Annotated in this window: 20 protein-coding genes, 1 other RNA gene and 1 pseudogene; 9 read left to right on the top strand and 13 right to left on the bottom strand. The window is 38.8% G+C overall.

Going from position 1 to position 20,832, the window contains the following annotated elements; all coding sequences use genetic code 11:
• Positions 1 to 104 precede the first annotated feature (104 nt).
• Together MHB45_RS09765 and MHB45_RS09760 are read left to right on the top strand one after the other, a co-directional pair.
• Positions 105 to 1,436 carry an oligosaccharide flippase family protein gene (locus MHB45_RS09765; RefSeq protein WP_048686439.1) on the top strand — a complete coding sequence of 444 codons (1,332 nt, stop codon included), beginning with the start codon at positions 105 to 107 and terminating at the stop codon, positions 1,434 to 1,436.
• Positions 1,437 to 1,616: 180 nt separating this feature from the next.
• On the top strand, positions 1,617 to 1,808 hold the full coding sequence (locus MHB45_RS09760) for a DUF3934 family protein (protein WP_034312059.1): 192 nt from the start codon (positions 1,617 to 1,619) through the stop codon (positions 1,806 to 1,808).
• 206 nt (positions 1,809 to 2,014) lie between these two features.
• Here MHB45_RS09760 and MHB45_RS09755 read toward each other — a convergent pair whose 3' ends face one another.
• The gene (locus tag MHB45_RS09755; RefSeq protein WP_048686441.1) at positions 2,015 to 2,380 is read right to left on the bottom strand and encodes a DUF948 domain-containing protein; all 366 of its coding nucleotides are present in this window, start codon (positions 2,378 to 2,380) and stop codon (positions 2,015 to 2,017) included.
• 94 nt (positions 2,381 to 2,474) lie between these two features.
• The gene (locus MHB45_RS09750) at positions 2,475 to 2,864 is read right to left on the bottom strand and encodes a DUF948 domain-containing protein (RefSeq protein WP_072272964.1); all 390 of its coding nucleotides are present in this window, start codon (positions 2,862 to 2,864) and stop codon (positions 2,475 to 2,477) included.
• A gap of 168 nt (positions 2,865 to 3,032) precedes the next feature.
• On the opposite strand from MHB45_RS09750, the gene MHB45_RS09745 reads away from it, so the two are divergent.
• Together MHB45_RS09745 and MHB45_RS09740 are read left to right on the top strand one after the other, a co-directional pair.
• Positions 3,033 to 3,362 (top strand): four-helix bundle copper-binding protein, encoded by a 330-nt coding sequence (locus MHB45_RS09745; protein WP_048686446.1) that lies wholly within the window; start codon positions 3,033 to 3,035, stop codon positions 3,360 to 3,362.
• Positions 3,363 to 3,573: 211 nt separating this feature from the next.
• Positions 3,574 to 3,885: a hypothetical protein gene (locus tag MHB45_RS09740; RefSeq protein ID WP_034312065.1), complete on the top strand. Its 312-nt coding sequence runs from the start codon at positions 3,574 to 3,576 to the stop codon at positions 3,883 to 3,885.
• A 390-nt stretch (positions 3,886 to 4,275) separates the two neighbouring features.
• Here MHB45_RS09740 and MHB45_RS09735 read toward each other — a convergent pair whose 3' ends face one another.
• Positions 4,276 to 4,947, bottom strand: a complete 672-nt coding sequence (locus MHB45_RS09735; RefSeq protein WP_072272963.1) for a hypothetical protein — start codon at positions 4,945 to 4,947, stop codon at positions 4,276 to 4,278.
• A gap of 318 nt (positions 4,948 to 5,265) precedes the next feature.
• On the opposite strand from MHB45_RS09735, the gene MHB45_RS09730 reads away from it, so the two are divergent.
• Positions 5,266 to 5,475: a YqaE/Pmp3 family membrane protein gene (locus MHB45_RS09730; RefSeq protein WP_048686465.1), complete on the top strand. Its 210-nt coding sequence runs from the start codon at positions 5,266 to 5,268 to the stop codon at positions 5,473 to 5,475.
• A gap of 60 nt (positions 5,476 to 5,535) precedes the next feature.
• Here MHB45_RS09730 and MHB45_RS09725 read toward each other — a convergent pair whose 3' ends face one another.
• Positions 5,536 to 8,106 (bottom strand): helicase-related protein, encoded by a 2,571-nt coding sequence (locus MHB45_RS09725; RefSeq protein WP_072272962.1) that lies wholly within the window; start codon positions 8,104 to 8,106, stop codon positions 5,536 to 5,538.
• A 558-nt stretch (positions 8,107 to 8,664) separates the two neighbouring features.
• Here MHB45_RS09725 and MHB45_RS09720 point away from each other — a divergent pair.
• A complete protein-coding gene (locus MHB45_RS09720) occupies positions 8,665 to 9,624 on the top strand; it encodes a sensor domain-containing diguanylate cyclase (protein WP_072272960.1) in 960 nt (319 codons plus the stop codon).
• 277 nt (positions 9,625 to 9,901) lie between these two features.
• On the opposite strand, the gene MHB45_RS09715 is transcribed toward MHB45_RS09720, so the two are convergent.
• Complete coding sequence (locus MHB45_RS09715) at positions 9,902 to 10,081, bottom strand: hypothetical protein (protein ID WP_048686455.1); 180 nt, start codon at positions 10,079 to 10,081, stop codon at positions 9,902 to 9,904.
• Positions 10,082 to 10,825: a type II toxin-antitoxin system SpoIISA family toxin gene (locus MHB45_RS09710; RefSeq protein WP_226990501.1), complete on the bottom strand. Its 744-nt coding sequence runs from the start codon at positions 10,823 to 10,825 to the stop codon at positions 10,082 to 10,084.
• A 267-nt stretch (positions 10,826 to 11,092) separates the two neighbouring features.
• On the opposite strand from MHB45_RS09710, the gene MHB45_RS09705 reads away from it, so the two are divergent.
• Positions 11,093 to 12,178, top strand: a complete 1,086-nt coding sequence (locus tag MHB45_RS09705; RefSeq protein ID WP_048882917.1) for an MBL fold metallo-hydrolase — start codon at positions 11,093 to 11,095, stop codon at positions 12,176 to 12,178.
• A 58-nt stretch (positions 12,179 to 12,236) separates the two neighbouring features.
• Here MHB45_RS09705 and MHB45_RS09700 read toward each other — a convergent pair.
• A pseudogene (locus MHB45_RS09700) lies at positions 12,237 to 12,741 on the bottom strand (transposase); the annotation flags it as partial.
• A 302-nt stretch (positions 12,742 to 13,043) separates the two neighbouring features.
• Here MHB45_RS09700 and MHB45_RS09695 point away from each other — a divergent pair.
• Positions 13,044 to 14,392 (top strand): IS3 family transposase gene (locus tag MHB45_RS09695; protein ID WP_114238069.1). Its coding sequence is split into 2 segments (ribosomal slippage): positions 13,044 to 13,503 and positions 13,503 to 14,392, totalling 1,350 coding nucleotides; the frame shifts between segments, so codons are not numbered across the junction.
• 101 nt (positions 14,393 to 14,493) lie between these two features.
• On the opposite strand, the gene MHB45_RS09690 is transcribed toward MHB45_RS09695, so the two are convergent.
• Positions 14,494 to 15,441: a DMT family transporter gene (locus MHB45_RS09690; protein ID WP_048681971.1), complete on the bottom strand. Its 948-nt coding sequence runs from the start codon at positions 15,439 to 15,441 to the stop codon at positions 14,494 to 14,496.
• A gap of 178 nt (positions 15,442 to 15,619) precedes the next feature.
• Positions 15,620 to 15,973 (bottom strand): hypothetical protein, encoded by a 354-nt coding sequence (locus MHB45_RS09685; RefSeq protein WP_063593486.1) that lies wholly within the window; start codon positions 15,971 to 15,973, stop codon positions 15,620 to 15,622.
• A 197-nt stretch (positions 15,974 to 16,170) separates the two neighbouring features.
• Here MHB45_RS09685 and MHB45_RS09680 point away from each other — a divergent pair, with 197 nt between their 5' ends.
• Entirely contained in the window at positions 16,171 to 16,497 is a 327-nt protein-coding gene (locus MHB45_RS09680) for a YnfA family protein (protein WP_072272958.1), read from the top strand.
• Positions 16,498 to 16,606: 109 nt separating this feature from the next.
• On the opposite strand, the gene MHB45_RS09675 is transcribed toward MHB45_RS09680, so the two are convergent.
• From MHB45_RS09675 to ssrS, 4 genes are all read right to left on the bottom strand, one after another.
• Positions 16,607 to 17,950 (bottom strand): MFS transporter, encoded by a 1,344-nt coding sequence (locus MHB45_RS09675; RefSeq protein ID WP_072272957.1) that lies wholly within the window; start codon positions 17,948 to 17,950, stop codon positions 16,607 to 16,609.
• Positions 17,951 to 18,121: 171 nt separating this feature from the next.
• A complete protein-coding gene (locus tag MHB45_RS09670) occupies positions 18,122 to 18,310 on the bottom strand; it encodes a hypothetical protein (protein ID WP_053534951.1) in 189 nt (62 codons plus the stop codon).
• Positions 18,311 to 18,599: 289 nt separating this feature from the next.
• Positions 18,600 to 19,967: an MFS transporter gene (locus tag MHB45_RS09665; RefSeq protein ID WP_072272956.1), complete on the bottom strand. Its 1,368-nt coding sequence runs from the start codon at positions 19,965 to 19,967 to the stop codon at positions 18,600 to 18,602.
• A gap of 322 nt (positions 19,968 to 20,289) precedes the next feature.
• Positions 20,290 to 20,477, bottom strand: a non-coding RNA gene (ssrS, locus tag MHB45_RS09660) — 6S RNA.
• Positions 20,478 to 20,832 lie beyond the last annotated feature (355 nt).

The following is a 20,832-nucleotide window of genomic DNA, read 5'->3' as shown; positions in this document are numbered from 1 at the left end:
TAGGCATAATCGCACTTTGTATTGCCGAGATCTGCAGTTCCTCATGAATATTCCATGGCATGTCTCATATCTTTATACAAACACCTTGTTAGGAGTGGACCAACATGAAATCTTTTTATAAAGGAACGCTCATCTTGATTGTCGCAGCGTTTTTTGGTGAATGTATCGAATTTTTAGTGAACATGCTCCTAGCCAGGGAATTACACGAGGAGGGCATGGGGCTTTATATGTCCATATTGCCAATTTTCTTTTTGATATATGTGATCGCCAGCCTTGAATTACATATTTCCATCTCGAAATTCGTTGCGGAAAATAAACAGGCCATGCATTATAATCTTATCATTCATGCACTTAAGATGGCTGCAGTCGTCGTATTGGTAATGTGTGTAGTCATGCCTTTCATACTTTCCTTCTCATCCATAATGGACAAATACCATCCCTATATTAAATGGCTGCTCATCACATTGATCCCAATAGTTGCCTTTTCGTCGATTGCAAGAGGCTATTTCATGGGTGTCCAGCAAATGGGGAAGATCGCCTTTTCCAACTTTTTAAAAGATATCATTCAATTCGGCTTGCTTTTCCTCATCTTTAACTTATTTCATTTTAACCAGGAAAAGTCATTATTGATGGCCTTTTTTGTTTTGATCGGCAGTGAGTTCCTCGTTTTTCTTTACTTGATCAACCTTTTGATTCTTCAAATGCGGATCATGAGGCGCGGTACGAACTCATGGACAACCGGTAAACATGCACGGCAAAAGTTATTGGCGGTTTCTCTGCCCACCATGGGGTTAAGGATATTCCATGCGATAACAAATGCCATCCAACCTTTTTTGATCCACACTGCCCTTCTCTCGGCAGGATTCGGTGCGGTAGTGGCTACAGAGCATTTTGGGATGCTTACTGGAGTTGCAATGACGATCGGCTTCTTTCCAGCCTTTATCGCGCATTCCTTAATGATCATGCTCATTCCGAATGTTTCGAATGCTTACAAGAGGCAGGATAAAGAAAAATTGAGGGTTTTATTGCAAAAATCGATGTCTTTCACCGTATTGTATGGAGTTCCGGCCGTGATTTTCATTTATTTCTTTGCGGAACCTTTGACCTCCCTCTTTTTTTCTTCAACATCTGCCGCATACTATTTAAAATTATTATGTCCTTACTTCCTTTTTCATTTTTTTGTCATTCCCATGCAAGCCTATCTCATCGGCCTGGGTTTAGTGAAAGATGCTTTCATCCATACGGTATGGTCCCATATTGTTGCCTTTTTAATGATGTATATCCTAGGGTCTCAGGCTTCTCTTAATATGGGAGGAATCATTTTAGGAATGAACACTGGTGCGGTATTATTAACCTTCATGCACTACTTGACCATTTGCAAAAAAATCGGCATAAGCATCTTACTGACGAAATCAAGATCGATATCGATAAAGTGAAGCCAAAAGCAAGTTCCGCACGGCAAAAACCTTGCTGTTATTGGTTTATAAAGATTTAGATTAAAAATATTGAGCCTTTCCCTGTACATATCCCCTTCGTTACTGTATATTTCAACATACTTGGGTAATAATCAAGTAAAATGGTTTAAACTAACCATACAATAGTAATGGAGTGATTTCATGAGTAAAGCTAAGGCTAAGAGCGGAACAGGTAAAGGTACGGGCACTGGAACGGGCAAGAAGGGCTGGAATCGTTGGAAAACAAGTGCCAACAAGAAAAAAAGCGCCAAACCATATGTTAGTAAAGGCGTCAAGCATTCCAGTGATTCAAAAACATCCGGCCATTCTACAGGTGACAAGACAGAAAAATAATTTCTTGTCCTACAAAACATACAAAATTTATGTTTGTTCCATATTCTCATACAGGGTGTTAAGAGATCTGTATGAGAGAAATGGGTCTTATAGATATAAACCACTGGCGATATCCATATGAGGCATAAGAGTACGGCCATTATACATACCATCAAAAAAGACACTCCAAAACCGGGCAGTGTCTTTCATTTTTATTTTTTTCTTTTTTATCTAATTTGGCTTTTGGGTTTGATAGCATTGATTTTTTTCGGGGAAAACTCTGTACGGAAGCCGTTAGTGGCTTTTTTAACAGAGTTTGTAACTGAATGTATCGCTTCACCAACATCCTGTGCAGAATCCAATAATGGTTCAACCGTTTTCATTTTAGTTTTTACATCGTCGGTGATTTCATTTGCAGTTTGCAATAGTTGTTTCGATTCGCCGGACAAATCGTGGATGGCATTTCGCACCTCAGCCAATGTTTGATTGGCTTCCCCTATCGTGACCATTCCCTTTTGAAGTGTACTTATTAAAAATACGACCAACCAAATGAAGGCTAAAGCGATTGCAGCCACACTATATTGAATAATCAAGATAAAGCTCCCCCTCTGAATTAAATAGTAGAAACGATTATTTTAATAGGTTAGTGAATCCCGGGGTGCCTGTTTTTAAAGATAAATGATGATTCTATTTGAGTTTTATTTGAACCCCCCCACCTTTAGTTCGAGTTGAAGGAGCTGACGGTGTGGATAAATCCTTGGGTCGGCTTTCCAAACTGGCTTCTTTCATGGAATTGGTTACATTATGAATCATTTCCCCAACATCTTGAGCGGATTCCAGCAATGGATCTACATTTTCCATCTTCCCTTTTACATCCGCTGTGATTTGATTGGCAGAGTGGATCAGTTGTTTGGACTCTTGCGTCAATCCATGTACAGCATTTCTTACCTCTTCCAGTGTCTTATTTGTTTCTTCCAGCGTTCCCATTCCTTTACGCAGCGTCTGGTTGACATTATATATCAAATACACGACGGCTCCGGAGACACTGGCCACACTTAATTTAATGAACATTTTCATATATCCACTCCTTTCATTTAAATTTATGCATTGTCCCTTTCATTCATTCCCTATAGTCCATTACTTGTCCAATCAGTTTTAAAGAACCATTTACCTTTTCCCAATAGAAGTTTAAAGGATAGTTTAATGGATAATAGTAAGGGAAGACCATATTAGGAGAGATTGTTCATGTCACATGAAAATTATTCATCTGTTATCCAAACTTTAAATGATTGTATCACCGCGTGTAATCATTGTTACGACGCATGCTTAAAAGAAGAACATGTAAACATGATGGTGAAATGCATTCGCTTGGATCGGGAATGTGCGGATATTTGCTCTTTTTTAGCACAGGCGATAGGGAGAGGAACCCCGTTTATTTCAGAGTTGGCTGAAGTTTGTGTCAAGATTTGTGAAAGCTGCGGAAATGAATGCAAAAAACACGATCATGAACATTGTCAAAAATGTGCCGAGGCTTGTTTGAGATGCGCAGAAGAATGCAGAAAATTAGTCGCTTGATGTATGGAATAGCATTAGCTATTCCTTTTATTATCCTTTCGCCTTACTAACCGACTACTTTTTGAACCTATTAAAGGATGATGATATTTTTTATATATTCTAGCGAGGTATTTGTTGAAATTTATATACCAAGAATTTTTCAAAAATACGAAAAACAGCTATTGAAAACCACCCTTTTTAGGCACACTAGTACTAAAAACAGGAGGATATTATGACACCTCGGAATGTTCCTGCTAAAGATGATTTAGAAGTGAAAGATACCCCCGCTTCACCTGATAAGGAAAGTGAAGCAGCTAAACTCAATCGATTATTAGGTGCGGTCATGCGATATTTATCAGATGATGAGCAAGAAGAAATAGATATAGAGTATCTTCTCGAAAACACCGAAGGGCTGCGGGATTGGTGGAGCGAATATAGGGAGCTTGACCGAAAACGGGTCGAAGAGGAAATTAAAAATTCCCTAACGGATCTATCCCTTGAAGAACTTGAAAACATCCGTGAACAAATCCGTACAAAGGCATAAAAAAAATCCCTGCATAGGGATTTCAGTTTGTAGAATGGTGTGCTACCTAAAATATATAATAAGACTAGAATATCCTTCATGTTTTTTTACTGTAATCCTTATTGGATTGAACAAATTTGCGACACTCCTGCCGATTTACTGGCTAGCCGGACACCGCAGCCGCTTTGATGTGGCTTGGCAGACAATAGGCGGAAAGGGAATGGATTTCCGAAATCAACTGAAACGTTTTTTATTTAAAAAACGGCAGTCAAACTCGCCTTTTTTTCGAGCTTGTCGTCTTAAATCCCTGCATTGCGATAAACCAGATCATGCATGATTTTTTTTCATACTCAAAGACATTTTTTGAATTTAACAATCATTCCGTTCATCCGGCACCATACACCCTAGGATTTAAACGCCACTCAAGGAACTTAGTTCTAGTTGATGTATCATGGAATCAACTAATGCATGCAATGGATTTAAAACTGTCTGTCCTGTCTGAAGTTCATATCTCCTTGCTGCTTCGACCATTGATAGTTGAGCTACAGACAGCCGTCTATTTTCGTTTTTAAACTGGGATAGGCAATTCATGATTTCCTGATTATATCTTTCTCCCAATCCCTGCATAATGAATTCAAAGGCACCGTCGATAATGATGACTTCAAAATCCACAGTCCCATATTTTTCAGCATGTGCAGTTAAACGTTTGACTGTTCCTTCAACAGTGGCAGGGTTCGTGAATAATATCATATGCGGTTGCTGCAATTGGCAAATTTGCTCAAAATATGGTTCATCGATTTTAATGATGGGCATGGGTAAAGATAGTTGTTCTTCGTTTAATAAAGCAATATAGTTTGTACAGGTTATCAGGATGGCATCCACTTTACATTCGGCAATCCATTCGACCTGTTGTTTAACCTTTTTTTGAGCAACCGAATAATTAAAATTTTCATCCGTTGACACCCGCTGCATTAATCCCGGATCTACAAAATGAAGCCATTCAATATCGAATTTCGAGAATGCGGTTTCTATGTATTCTATATTTGTATAGTGTGCATGCAAACAGCCTATCTTTTTTTTCATAAATCTCCCGCTTTCGTCAGTTAGTATTCTGATTATTCTAACACAAAAAAACCGCGACACATTGACCGATGGCAGCAAAAACGATGATTAACCATGTCCCTCCTGTTATATCGGGGTAAAAAGACTGCTTCTTTGAGCCAGATTGCTCAGTAGGTATGAATCGGGCTATTGAGCATATATTTATCAAGGCGATTACTAGAGGAATCATCAGGAAACTGGAACATCAGTAATCAAATTGCTGCTCATTTAAAGTAAAGTAACCATTAAGAGAAACAAACCGAAGTCAGATAAAAATCATTATATTGGAGAGTGTTCACCATTCTTTACTTAATTGCGATTATTTTCCCTCCATTAGCCGTATTATTGGCCGGTAAACCCATTCAGGCTGTGCTTAATTTGGTCCTCACACTATTTTTTTATGTCCCTGGATTAATTCATGCAATCCTGGTGGTGCATGACAAGAAAGCGGATAAACGAATGAAGCAGCAAGCAGTAATTATAGCTAAATCGAAACGAACGACTAAGTGATTTATGCAAACACCAATAACCCGAATGCAATTCATTCGGGTTATTATCAAAAGAATTCGTTTAATTGAATCTGTGCGTCTTTCTAATCCCTCTATGATAACAAGCGTCACATATTTGAAAACGTGAGTCATCAGGAAGCCTTTTTCCACAGCGCTTGCATTTTTTTTGATAATTCAACATTTCATCTTTTAACTGATCATGAACGCCATCACTGATTTCTTCACGGATACGCTCCCAATAAACAGCTTCCGTACGCTTACCCATCCGATATAAAAATAATAGATGAAGACCTATCGCTTTATAAGATAGCTCCAATTCCTCAAGATTCCTTGTCTTGATGATCGGTTCAGGAAGGTCACTGTTCTCGGCAATCGCTTCGACCGTTTCCAGCCACTGTCTGATCAGACTTGGTTCTTTTGCCGAAAAAGGAATATGCAGGAAACCGTATAAATCCATTAAAGAAAAACGAGCTTCGATTTCTGTATCCCGTATCAGTTCGTAAAGCTCCCTTTCTTCCGATAGCGAAGCCTTTTTCGTGCCTTTAGGAGGCTCAAACCTCTCCCACATTTCGAAAAATGTCCCCAGGTTCCGGTAATATTTTTGAAAACGTTCAAATACAGCAGAGGTTGGTGCGATAGTGAAGGTTTGAACTGGCTCATCTACCTGTTCCAGCAACTTATTCATGATTTTGATTTCTGCTGTAAAAGCTACCTTCCCCGTGTCATAAATCCCTTTTCTACCCGCTCGGCCTGCGATTTGCTTGATTTCTTGAGAAGTCAATCTTCTTCTTCGTGTCCCGTCGAATTTTTCATTTTCAAGAAAGACGATGCGGCGTATTGGCAAGTTCAATCCCATTCCAATCGCATCGGTGGCAACGACAACTGATGTTTCACCGCGATTGAATAATTCTATTTGCCGTTTTCTATTTTCAGGAGGCATACTGCCGTATATCATGCTGACATTATGTCCACTCTCTTTAAGCCGGGATGCTGTTTCCAGTACCTGCCTTCTAGAAAAACAAATGAGGGCATCCCCTTTTTTGGTATACTTCAGTCCAAACTCCCTTTGTTCCACCTCAAGCGGTATTTCCCGTCTGTATTCGTGAAGTTCTAAGTCGGCTTCATTCAGAAGGTTCAGAAGCATCTTTTTGATATTATTGCTCCCGATTATGTGTACTTCTTTCGCATTAGCTTGCGTAATTGCCCTAAACCAAGAAAAGCCTCGATCTTTATCGGCAATCATTTGGGCTTCATCTATGACGATTACTTCATGGTAGTCTTTTTCATGAAACATTTCAACGGTACTGGAGACATGATTAGCACCCTCAATAGCCTTTTCTTCTTCACCGGTTTTTAATGAGCAAGGTACACCATCCGCATTTAATTTATCAAACACTTCAAGTGCAAGCAGTCTAAGTGGAGCCAGGTACATACCGCTTTCCGCTTGTTTCATTTTTTCCAGGGCCTTATGCGTCTTCCCTGTATTGGTCTCACCGATATGCAAAACATATCTAACTTTTTTTCCTAATGATGGAGTATAGGCCTTACCGATGATGTCATCGATCATCCTTTGCTCTTCTGCCCGCTTCCTGGCTTCTTCTGCCAATACTTCAGCTTTTCTTCTTTCTCTGTTCTCCACGTCTATTTCAAATATTTCTTCGTGCAATATTTCATTAAAAGGAATTCCTTCAAGCTTCAGTAAATCAGAAAGGTATTCTTCCTGAAGCTCATCAAAACAGGACTGAGACAACTCGGCCAATTCATCGCTTAGTATACCTTGAAGGGCATCAACCGTCAGCCTTTCCCCATAGGACTCCAAAAAATCCTGATGCAGTGCGGCAGATAGATGGTTCAAGTATTTGTCAGGGGCTAATTTCATTATGAAATCCGAAACTAACCTTTCATACCTGTAGTAGTAATTTTCATATTCATAACGGTTCCGGCCCCAACCGATTAACGAGTGGATATCGCCTGTCAGCTCTTCGAAAAAGTCAGTGACCATTAGGTATTCGGCAGCTTGAAAGCCGCCCTCTTCAACCAATTGTTCTTCAAGCAAGTACGGATCGACATATTGGAATTTCGGCTTATTCTTAAGATCTTTTGCCAAAATACCGGCAATATAATACCTGACATGTAAATATAAAAGAAGTGAGTTATTTTCGAAAAATGAATTGGCCTCTTCTTGCAGCCTTGCGCGTATTTTCCAACGCTGCTTGGCAAGCCGCTGTTCTTCTTGTCGCCTAAAGAATTTCTCCCTTGCATTTTTATATCTCTTCAGCCAATCCTCTTGATTGTCGGCAAAGGTTTTTTTAATCCACGTTAAGCCATCAAATGGGCGATACTTCTTTAATTCGTTCCGGAACATGCTATTGATCAGCTTATGATCTGAACCTTCCGTTACAAATCCCCTTTCGCTTAAAAAAGCCTTTTTTTCCTTTCTGGGCACATCGTTTGATGCTTTATTTAACCAAACATTTATCCAAATTTGCTCAATGAAAGTCGTCCTGTCTGATATATATTTTGAATAAGAAGGCATTGTCTCTTGATTCTCTAAATAAAAATCCATATCCTGGATTATTTTTTCTTTTGTATTCTCTATAGCAATAGGATATATAGTTTCTAATTTTCCCATAATGATCCCCTTTTGAATTATCCAATATGTACTTTATTACTTCCTTTTATCCTCCCCAAATTTTTTGTTAAAATGAGCGCAATACATTCGTTTTATCTATTTAATTCATGTGCTCCGTTATCGAGAAGGTGCAGAAATGCCAAGTTGCTTTACCTTTACGCTCATGGATAAATATGAAAAATGCGCTAATTACGTACATCCAAGGTGCACTTACCATTTCATTTACAGTATAATTCTTGATGAATAGACTGATCATTGACATAGATTTTATGGATTATGAAATGAAACCCATCCCGGAAATCCAGAAACGGATACAGAAATTCAGCTAATTGATAATCAGGCAAATAAAAATTTAATGATATTAAAAAAGCCGAAAATAAAGTAAAGTTCTCAATTACAATATTCATCGATAAAACGAATCCAACCCCTTAATTGAGTTTAGTGGAAATCCGGACAACTGTCACGATATTCAGATTCCGCTTTTATGTCTTTGTCGTTCAATATGAGAAATAACATCCGGAAATCTAAAAAGACTATTGATAAAAGAGGAGCCTGAGAATGATTCAGCAAGATATCAACTATTATAAAAATTTTGATTCCATCGCTAAAGAAGTATTAGCACTATTAGCTCAAACCATTGAGGTCAATACATTTTTCCTTTCTATAGTGAATCCCATCCAGAGTTTCATGATCAAGTCCTTCAATAGACATGCAAAGTTGATTTGTGAAGGTGACATCCTTCCTTATAATATGGCTTATTGTAAATTAGTTGTTGAAAATGGCTTGGAACCACTTGTTATCCCGAATTTGGTGAAACATGAATTGACTAGTGGCCACCCTGCAACGAGGTTTATCGGGAATGGTTGTTTTATGGGAGCTCCCCTTATAAATGAGGGTGAAATCATTGGGACATTATGTGCATTCGACATTAATCCTCATGTTTTTAAAGAATATGACCTAACCCTCATTAAGTCTATGGCAGCTTTGATTAGTCATGCCATCAATCTTGAAAAAGGGATTATCAGGGATCCTTTATCAGGTCTTTATAATCGGAACTTCATTTATAATTATTTTGATTATCATCAAGATAAAACGAACGAAGAAATGGCCCTTCTTTACATCGATCTTGACCATTTTAAATTTTTCAATGATTCCTTTGGACATGTTACTGGTGACGACGTCATCAAAAAGGCTGCCGAATGTTTTTTGCAAACCGTCCCCGAAGGCAGTCAGGTGGCTCGAATCGGTGGTGATGAATTCATTGTATTATTAAATCCTTCGCATTGTGAGGATTTAATGAAAAGCACTCAGCAAAACGCTGAATTATTATTGAACCATTTATCCACCATGCCCATTACCATTAATGGAAAAGATCATTTTGTATCAGCTAGCATAGGGATTAGCTTTTATCCTCATCATGGTACGGAAATGGAGTCCCTTTTGAAAAAAGCGGACCGGTCCATGTATATGGCCAAAGAGTCTGGACGGAAAAATATTCAATACTTCCACCCGCAGTGATCATCCGCAAAATAAAAAAACCAGTTCTCCTTAGAGACTGGCTTTCTTTTACCTTAAAAAAATCCAACGTTTAGCTTTCAGCTTTTGTAATAGCTTGAGCAGATCAGCATTTCCCTTATGTATCCGTTTCTCGGATGGTGAAGCGGAGGGGACCGGGATGTTAACTCTCTCGGGCTTTTTGTTCATATTCTGAAAGACCCTTCCTATTCTTTGATTATGAATAGTATATGCGGGTTAACCATTAAATATCATAAGGAAAGGAAAAACCCCTTCCTTCTTATAAAACATTTTTTAACCGGCTGAAACGTGCAGCTTTTTCTTTTTGTTTCAGGATAATGCGTTCGTTCTGTTTCATCACTTTTTTAGTGTGGGGACTTAAACCTACATCGGGTATTTTAACCTGTGGTTTGATTACGGTAACTGACACGTCGTTGCCGGCTTTATCATAAATGCTCATTTATCCTTCACCACCTGGTTTTTGTTTTATGACCATATCGAACATCATGATTAATAATGCTATCAATAAACAATCGACTTCTGAAACGAAGCTTTCTGATTTAACGTCAAGGATATAGGGTTCCATCAAAATACTGACAGGCTGCAAAGCCATTTTCTCTTCATCATTATAATACGTATCTTCTCTTTCCAATGTAGCACGAATGGTACTGCCATTCAAGTTCGGAAGCCCATTTATCACCGACTGCTTGTCCTGTTCGGTTTTGAAAGGAAGGATTTTCACGTTCATCCCTTCCTTTGCTGCATATGCTTGAAGGAGAATGCTCAAATAAGCCAAGTATTCCTTATTCGTTTGATAATACTCAGGTATTCCTTCTTTCTTTAGGAGATGAAACATATTCTTGACCTTTTCCCTATTATCCGTTAATAGTTTATCACTTTCCGCAACGGCTTTTGTTGCATAGGATAGCTCGTTATCGCCAATCTTCGATATATACATGCTCAAGAACACAAACATATCAATCAGGATGAATACGATAGCCATGATCAAGAAATTTTTCCACTCATTAAAAATGCTCATCGGATAGAAATTCCAATAAATCAGTGCTCCCAGTATAAAAATGATATACCAGGTTTTTCGAATCGCTTCAATCCTTTTACTAACCTTGTCTTTATATTTCCAAGAAAGAATGACATAGGCTAATAAAGCAATAAATACTACCCATACAAAGACTCTGAAAAACATTAACAATCGATTTATCACCCTACCCTTCAGCTGCTACATTCCTTATGTCCTCTATATTATTCATTATATATATCTCTATTCCCTGCCTGAGACGGGTGAAACTTAAACATTTGCCATAAGAAAAAACTCTCCACCCAATGTAATTTTACAGTTTATGAATCATATCTTTATCATTTATCTTGTGGGACATCATAGTAAATAACTGTATAAATTCTGTGATATGATATGTATTAATAAAAGCTATGATTACTATTGGAGGAAGCTATCATGATGAAAATTATTAAGATCCTCATTTCTACTTTTATACTATTGTTACTTTTCCTTAACCTCTATCCTCCGCTTGGAAGACGGACAAACAAAGAAAAAGTAAGAAGTTTCACTACTAAAGAGAATTTTTCCAAAGGGAAATTCCAAAATCAGATTCCTGCCAGTCAAGCGATGAGTCTTAAACATACTGGTTCCATTTTACGTGATTTCATAAAACCTAATCCAAAGAGGAGGCCCGACAGTCCCATTGTAATTGGAACAAAAGAACCCGCTTCTAAGAATTCCAATAAAATCACCTGGTTTGGTCATTCTGCATTCATGTTGGAGTTAGATGGGAAAACCATTTTAGTGGATCCCATGTTTGGCAAAGCACCCACTCCCTTTCCATGGTTCGGGAACAAGCGCTTTAGCGGGGAGCTGCCTTTTGATATCGATGTGCTTCCTCCTATCGATGCCGTCCTGCTCTCACATGATCACTACGATCATTTGGATTATTTCTCGATAAAGAAGTTAAAAGATAAGGTCAGTCAGTTCATTGTCCCACTCGGTGTCGGTGGACATCTAGAAAGATGGGGCGTTAAACAAGAACTGATTCAGGAACATAATTGGTGGGATGAAGCTTCATTCAAGGACTTGCAATTTATTTGTACGCCTGCAAGGCATTTTTCTGGTAGAAGTATAGGCGATGGCAATACGACACTTTGGTGTTCTTGGATAATTAAAGGAAAACAAGAAAAGGTATATTTCAGCGGCGATAGTGGTTATGGCAGCCATTTTAAAGAAATCGGCGAAAAATACGGTCCTTTTGATTTAACCTTAATGGAATGCGGCCAATATGATGAACGTTGGTCAACCATCCATATGCTTCCGGAAGAAACTGTTCAAGCACACATCGATGTACAAGGAAAACGGATGATCCCCATTCATTGGGCAGGTTTCACATTGTCTTTTCATGACTGGACAGATCCGATAGAACGGGTAACAAAAGCAGCCAATGACCTGGGTGTCCAGATCTGCACCCCTCAAATAGGCGAACCGGTAGTGCTTGGTTCGACGGATTTCCCTCAAACAAGATGGTGGAAATGAAAAAAGGGGTTCGGAATTAAAAAATTCCGAACCCCTTTTAAAATTCCCTTGAAATTTTGAGTTTTGGCGATTTGTACTCGCGATAGCCCTCTTTATTGCTGTTGAGTACTTTAAAGTTTCTCCCGAAGGGCAAAGGTAACAATCAAAGTGTTCATCGTAAACATAGTCATGTTTGCGAAAGAATCCTTCTTTTGTACGAGGACGTGTAGGGTAAAGCAGGCGTGATTTCTTTGTTAAATAGGTAGCTTGTAATCGCTGGTGTTTTATAAGCTGCATCTTCGGCAACTGCTTCTGGTTACCTTTCTCAATCACTTGCTCAACAAGTGGCTCCAAAATATGACTGTCATGTGTATTACCAGGTGTTACAATCGTTGCCCATACATAACCGTTGCGGTCTGCGGCCGCGTGGAATGAATAGGCAAACTGTTTGTTTGTTCATCTTTCACATTGTATCCCCTCTCAGGATCCGTAGTACTTCCTTTAATTGCTCTGGTTTCTTCCCTATCAAATTTATCTGGTGGAAAAGGCTTCTTTCCATGGTTTTCACGACCTTGATTGATTTCATCTTAAAGACATCCTTGATATGCTCGTGTGCGAATAATCGCAAATTTGAAAAGAAAATCGTACGCAAAGAAAAATTTTAAACATAGTTGATTGGAACGGGAGCTACGAGACTCCTGCGGGAAAAGCCCGTCTAGGGGAGACCCGCAGGCGAAAGCCGAGGAGGCTCCCTGACCGCCCGCGGAAAGCGAGAGCCCTACGTTCCAATCAACGTCCAAATTTATACAAGCCAAAAAAACTGTAGACAAACTTGAACTGCCCCGTAAATGTTAGACACCAAACTAACATTTACGGGGTGTTTTTTATGGCTAATTTTTCTGCCCAACAGAAAATATTCATTGTACGACTTTACCTTGAAGGAAAGCACAGCTATATGGATCTTCAGAAAATATTTGAAGTTTCTTATCAAATGATTCAAGGATGGGTTCGTTTATACCAAATTCAAGGAGCCGATGGATTTAAGAAATCCTATACAAGTTATTCTACGGAGTTTAAAATGGATGTACTTAATTATATGAATGAAACGGGTATATCTTCTTACGACGCAGCCGCAAGGTTTAATATTTCATCTCCAGCGCTAATTCGGACGTGGAGAATAAATGTTAATGCCTATGGATTAGATGCCCTAATTTCTAAGAAAAAGGGGAGACCATCCATGAAAAAAGATATCAATCCATCCAAACAAATTGAAGGTTCGGTTAAAGAGCTTGAAGAACGAATTAAACAACTGGAAATGGAGAATGCGTATTTAAAAAAGTTAAATACTTTAGTTCAAATGCAGGAAAAATTACAACCAAAATCAAAGCGCAAGTAATTTATGAACTAAAGTCCATTTATGAGGTTGTGGCCTTAATTAAAGTCGCTGATATTCCACGTAGCACGTACTATTATTGGGAAAAACGCTTGAATCGAGAAGATAAGTATTCGAAGGTAAAAGCCACTATTCAGTCTATCTATCATGAACATAAAGGACGTTACGGTTATCGTCGTATCACAAAAGAGTTAAAAAAATATGGGTTTTCTCACAATCCAAAGACCATCAACCGCCTCATGAATGAAATGGGCGTAAAATGTTTAGTCCGTATGAAAAAGTATCGTTCGTATAAGGGGCGTGTTGGTCGAATTGCCCCCCATATTTTACAACGTGATTTTCAAGCCGAGAAAATGAATCAAAAATGGGTAACAGACGTAACGGAATTTCATTTATTTGGGGAGAAACGTTACTTATCCCCTATCCTTGATTTATGTAATGGTGAAATTATTGCCTACAAAGTGATGAAACGGCCTGTTTATAAACTTGTTGGAGATATGTTAGATGAGGCGATTAAACACCTAAAACCAGAAGATACGGTCATCCTCCATTCGGATCAAGGGTGGCATTATCAAATGAAGAAGTATCAAAAAACCTTAAAAGATTCCCGCATTATACAAAGCATGTCCCGTAAGGGAAATTGTTTAGATAACGCAGTCATGGAAAACTTTTTTGGCTTGTTAAAGTCTGAATTGCTTTATCTCCAAGAGTTTGAAAGTATGGAGCACTTTGAAAAGGAATTAGATGATTATATTCATTACTATAACCACAAACGAATGAAGGTAAAATTAAAAGACCTGAGTCCGATAGAATACCGAACTCAGGTCTTAGAAGCTGCTTAAATTATATGTCTAACTTTATTGGGTCAGATCACTTGATTTTCATCGAGTTTGTCTACAGTCTGAAAGGTCCATTCCTATTGGGATGGACCTTTTTCATTCATTTACAATTTCCCTTCATTATACTCAAGATTCACTTTTATTGAATGCTCTCTCTTCACTCCAAAATAATTCGTGCCTATTACACCTAAAATGATTAGTATCGAACCCAATATATCATAGATCGTAAGCTTTTCATTTAGAATGAGAGCTCCTGCTGCAATCGTGACAACAGTGGAAAGATTTGCAAACACACTCATTTGGGACGCTTTTATTTTTGATAAAATCGTATTGGATAATAATGAAGTGACCAATGAAGCCAATATTCCCAAATACAAAATGGAACTGATGAATTCCATGCTCGACCATGGTGTAAAGAATTCCGGCATCGTACCTTGTTTTAAATGGGTAACGAGTGCAGCTGCATTAAAAATGACAAAGCCTGTTCCCATCATGAAAAAGGACATTTCACCTGGTGTATAGTCCTTGGCAAGTGAACGGGTCATCGTTGTATAACAAGCCGTTGCAATACAGGATAGCAGGATCAACACCATCCCAAGCATGTCGGAAAAATTGATGGTGCTCCCTTTCATCACAAAAATGAAAATGACCCCAACTACCGACAAGACAATCGAAAGTTTTTGATATAAAGATGTTTTCTCCTTAAGGAAGTATCCAGCTATCATCAATGTTAGAATTGGAGTGACGGCAGAAAGAATTCCAGCATCGGTGGATTGCGAATACTTAAGCCCGAAAGTTTGAAAGGCAAAGAAAAGAGTTGGGAATAATAGAGAAAGCGGTACAAGATTTTTAATCGACTCCCAAGAATAGTTCACCTTAATGACTTTTACGGCGACCAGCAACAAAATGATGGCGAAAGAAACCGTGAACCGGAACGCCAAAGTATCAAGGGGATTCGATTCAGCAATCGCCATTTTCGTGAATAAGAAAGATAGGCCGACAATACTTGAATGAAATAACGCTAACATGTATGCAAATGATCGGGATTTCATGGCTGCAACTCCTCAACTAGATTACTATATTCCTATTTAGGTATAGTACCCTTTGCATCTGTATTGCAACCCAAGTTAGAGGTAAAAAACTGGTCTTTTTCTGGATATTTAACGAATTAGAGCCTATTACAATAATGTATGGTCGAATTAAATCCGAATGCATAAATCGTAAGTAATATTAATCGACAATGACAGAGTTTTTTGGATAGGTTTCTTCTAATTCAATACTATTGTAGGCAATTGGTTCTTCAAAGGATGTCCGACTTTTCTGTTTTCTTTTCAAATACATACTGATGGCATAAGCAACTGTGAAGTTTATCAATAAAGCGATTAAGCCAATATTAATATTCAAGAAATTCATCTGAGCCAGATGCATACCTATGGCGAACAGATCCCCTGTAATGAGGCCGGCTGCAATACCTGCAGGTCTTATGGAGCGGAAAAAGAAAATCGATAATAATCCAGGCAGGAATTGCCCAAAACCATAATAGGCTGTGTTGATCAAGTTCAGCATCAAGCTTGGCGCCAGCAATGTTAACCCCATCGAACACAACAGATAGAAGGACAACAAATCAGCACAAACAACATGATAACAATATCTCTTTTATGAAGAATCATATTCATGCCTTAACGGTGATGCCCAGTTAATTTAATAACAACACTGTAAAGAATGATCATTTACCGTTTCATCTATGATAAAATTTCAACGAGGAAGCGAGGTATACATATATGTTGGTTACTATTGTAATTTTCGTTATGGCTGGTCTGGCGGAAATTGGCGGCGGTTACCTTATTTGGCTTTGGTTAAGAGAAGGTAAATCCATTTATCTAGGCTTAGCCGGAGGTTTCGGGTTGGTGTTATACGGCATCATTGCAACATTTCAAACCTTCCCTACCTTTGGCCGTGTATATGCTGCATATGGCGGGGTTTTCATAGTTCTTTCTGTTTTATGGGGATGGGGCATCGATAAGAAAACCCCTGATTTATATGATTGGATTGGAGCTGCAATCTGTTTAGTCGGGGTTTCAGTTATTTTATGGGGCCCTAGACAGTGAAAAAATTAAAGGGCACAAGGCCCTTTGGTTTTTTTACCATACCTCCAAATGTTGTTTTGACTGATTTTCATTAGATTATTTCCATACAGTGATCCAGCTTGGGTGTACATCATATCAATTTCTTTTCCTGCCTGTTTGCCGTCAAATTGCTGAAGTTATCCTGTATGAACCAAATCGCCATTGCTGCAATTATGCATGGTATGGCAAAAGCTAAAAAATTGACTTGCAATGACAACTTCATATCAAGCAGGACCCCACAGAAAGTAGGAGCGAGTATTCCGCCAATTCTGCCGATACCCAATGCCCAGCCGACACCTGTAGAACGGATTTCATTCGGATAATACTGGGATACATATGCATTCGTTACGATTTGTGTACCTGTTGTCGTACCTCCTGCAATGGCAATCAGTATATACAGCATGACCATGCTTGGCTTGAAGCTCAGCATCGTGAGGGTAATGAATCCTATGACCAGGAAAGTAACCAGAATCCTCTTGGAACCATATCTATCTGCAAGCTTCCCTCCAACGATCGCCCCAAAAACTGCTCCAAGGTTCAATACGACTAAGAATGTCAGGCTTGAACCTAATTCATATCCTGCCCCTCCCATGATTTTTGGCAGCCATGTACTCAAACCATACATTACGAACAAACACATGAAAAATGCAGTCCAGAACATGAGGGTGCTCAAAGTCCTGCCATTTTTGAACAACTGCTTAACTGGAAACCCTTTCATTTCACTTTTGAGTTGCTCCTGAAGGACAAAATTATCATTAATGGTGTATTGCCCGTCTGCCTTCACTTGATTCAGAACGCTCACCAATTTGCTTTTCTTGTTTTTTGTCATGAAATAAATTATTGACTCAGGCAGCAATTTATATAGTATGGGCATGAAGATCAACGGGAGTGCACCAAGCCAAACCACTGCCCGCCAACCAAAGTTCGGAATTAGGTACATCGCCCCCAATGAAGCGACAACTCCCCCTAGTGCGTGTCCGCTGAACATGATCGCAACCAGGGTACTTCTAAGTTTTTTAGGAGAATATTCAGTAATGATTGCAATTAGGTTCGGCATGACTCCTCCCAAGCCTAATCCTGCAATAAAACGTTGGATTCCAAAAGAAGTTGGATCATCGGCAAAACCTGAAGTAAAGGTAAATACGGAAAAAATGACCGTACAAATCAAAATGACTTTCTTTCTGCCGAATTTATCCGCCAGCGGTCCAAAGACCAACGCTCCTATCATCATTCCAAACAATGCATAGCTGCTGAATAACCCCGCCTCTACAGCAGTTATCCTCCACTCCGCCATCAAAGATGGCAGAATCGTCCCAAGCATGAACATATCATACCCGTCACAGATGATGATAAAGATACAACATAATAAAATCTGTAAATGAAAACGGTTAAATTTTTGTTCATCAATCATTTCAGACACTTGGATTGTGCGCATTTCCTTCCCCTCTTTCTGCTTTTAGTTAAAATACAAATTATACATATATAGAACTAAGTTCACTATATATTAACCTATTTTTTAGAATATTGTCAATAATCAAAGTTTGATTAGCCATATTAATCAACAAAAAAACCCTCTTATCAAAGAGGGCTTTTTTGTGTATAAGGATTAAGCTTCCAAGGCTTCTTTACGCTTTCTTTTCCTTGATTCTGTTATTAAATCATAACCAAGATAAAGGATGATGGCTCCGCCTAACAATTTAACATATAACGGAATGTCCGCTACAAAGAAGTAAATCATAGAGAATAATGTCCCTATAATGCATAACCAAAAAATTACATGTTTTAAAATTTTCAAAGTATTGACTCCTCACAAAAGATGAGATTAATTTCTAGTTCGCTCCACTTTAAGGGAGAATTAATTATCCGTACCTTCATTCTAACATTTATTCTTTATAGTAAGAGTGACTCATATTGCGAAATTATGAACATTTAAGCAACTTTTCTCAAAAGTAGGTCACGCCAAACAATTTCTGGAAAACCTTTACGCTATTTCTGGTCTATTCGCCATTTCATTACTATGGCCAAAAAAGGCCAATAAAACAAATAGGCAGGGGTATCCCAGCACTGCATTTCATGCATGTAGTTCACAAGACGTTCATTTTATTGGATTCTACGACCATTTCTTCCGTTGGTTCCGAATGATCCTGTTTATAATAAGCCATTTTCACTGGAACGAATGATAAGGCAACCGCAGCAATGAGACCCGGAATGGCGAAGGCGATGAAATTCAATTGGATGGGTAGCGAGATGGATAATAAAAATCCGCCGAGTATGGGCCCGAGCATACCGCCAATCCTTCCGATACCAGAAGCCACCCCTAGTGCAGTCGATCTAATATTTGGTGGATAGTACTGGGAAACATAGGCTTGTACAAGGTTTTGGGTACCAATGGTACAGGCTCCTGCAATCGCTACCAATGTGTAAATCACAAATGAGCTTCCGCCCATTCCCAATAGTGTCAAACTTACAGCCCCAAGCGCATACATCGGCACAAGCATTTTCTTGGAACCATAACGATCACAAAGTTTAGCGATGATAAGCGTGCCCACGATAGCGCCGCCTTGAAGGACGATCAAGAAACCTAAGCTTGAATTCAGCGCATACCCTGCCTCGATCATTAGCTTTGGAAGCCATGTATTCAATCCATATACCATCAATAAGCACATGAAAAAGGCGATCCAGAACATCAATGTGCTAAGAGCACGGGAATCCTTAAACAAACCAACAATCGGCATATTGGCTTCTGTTTTTTTCACTTCCACAAGTTCGTCCTTGATGTCGAATTTACTTTCCGGACTTACCTTGGATAATATTCTGATTAGTTCTTCCTTTTTGTTAATTCTGATCAGATGGGTCGAAGCCTCTGGTAAACGTTTCATCATGAAGGGTAAAAATAACAATGGCATTCCGGCAAACCAGAATATTGATTCCCAACCTAGTGTCGGCATAACCAGGATGCCCAGTATCGGCGCAAGCATCCCTCCGAATGAGTAACCGCACAAAACGATTGAAACGACCATGCTCCGTATCGTTTTCGGTGCATAATCCGTCAATAAGGCAATGACGTTCGGCATGATGCCCCCAAGCCCTAATCCCGCAAGAAATCGGAAAGTCGAAAACATCGTAGGCGTATCCGCAAATCCACATAAAAGCGTAAATAAACTAAATAAAATAAGTGTAATCGCGATTACGTTTTTCCTGCCAATCCGATCTGCTAATGTACCAAAGAAGATGGCCCCGAACAACATTCCAAATAGACCGTAGCTGCCCATAGCCCCCGCTTCCACGGAAGTAAGGTTCCATTCCTCCGTCAATAACGGGACGACTGTCCCGTATACGACAAGGTCATAGCCGTCAAAAAGGATAATGATAAAACACCATGCCAGCAATCCAAAATGAAAGCGGTTAAATTTACTGTTGCTAATTACCTCGGTCGTATTAACTTTAGCCATAAAATTTTTCTCCTCTCTAGGTGACTGCATTAATTCCATCCAAATGATAGCGCTTACGTAATCATTCAAAAAATATTCGACTTGTATATTTTATATAAATAGTGAACCGAGTTATCTAATTGTTATTATAAATGCTAATTATCTGATATTTCAATAAAAACTTTCACAAATTATTCATAATTCGTGAAGCCTTCACATAACCAGGTTAATTACTGGGTATTTACGATTTCTGATAACATCCTTTTTATCCGATTTTCAACGATCCAAACCGTAAAACGACAAAAAACCAGTCCCTTATCGGACTGGTTTCTAATTATAAAAGTAGTAAGCCGCAATTGCCGTATTCAAGTAAGAAAGTTTTAAACCACCACTCCTCAAAGTGGGTGTTTGCAGAAGCAATCCTGTTGTCCAAGTCAGTGACGAGGCATAACATTCCTGTTTCAATATAAAACTCCCTATTACAGCTTAAAGGTTAAAACTTAATTATCATTACGAACAACGCAGCTTGTATAGTTATAATACCGAAATATCTTCAAACTTGCAAGTTTTATCATTCCCATGCAACAAAAAAATTTCATGCCACACATTAAGCTGGTGTAGCCAAATCAGTTACATGCCCAAAACGTCAGACGTCACTCTGGTTTACCCTCCCCCACTTTCATTGAAATCTTTTTAGGGGAATAACGTAATTGGGTAAGTAAATATTAATAAAAAGAATGTGCAAGATAGAATGGTGAGGGAATTGAAGTGTTTGCCTTGCGAAGATCATCGGATGTTGATCACTATAATATATTCTAAATACCATTTGCAAATACATGGAAGGAGTCTATAATATTAACTAATAGATTTGATTGGAGTGACTGGT

This window comes from Peribacillus sp. FSL K6-5616, from assembly GCF_038008245.1.
Classification (GTDB): Bacteria; Bacillota; Bacilli; order Bacillales; family DSM-1321; genus Peribacillus; species Peribacillus frigoritolerans.
Note: the sequence above shows the minus strand (reverse complement) of the source record. Positions and strands in the feature narration are given on the sequence as shown.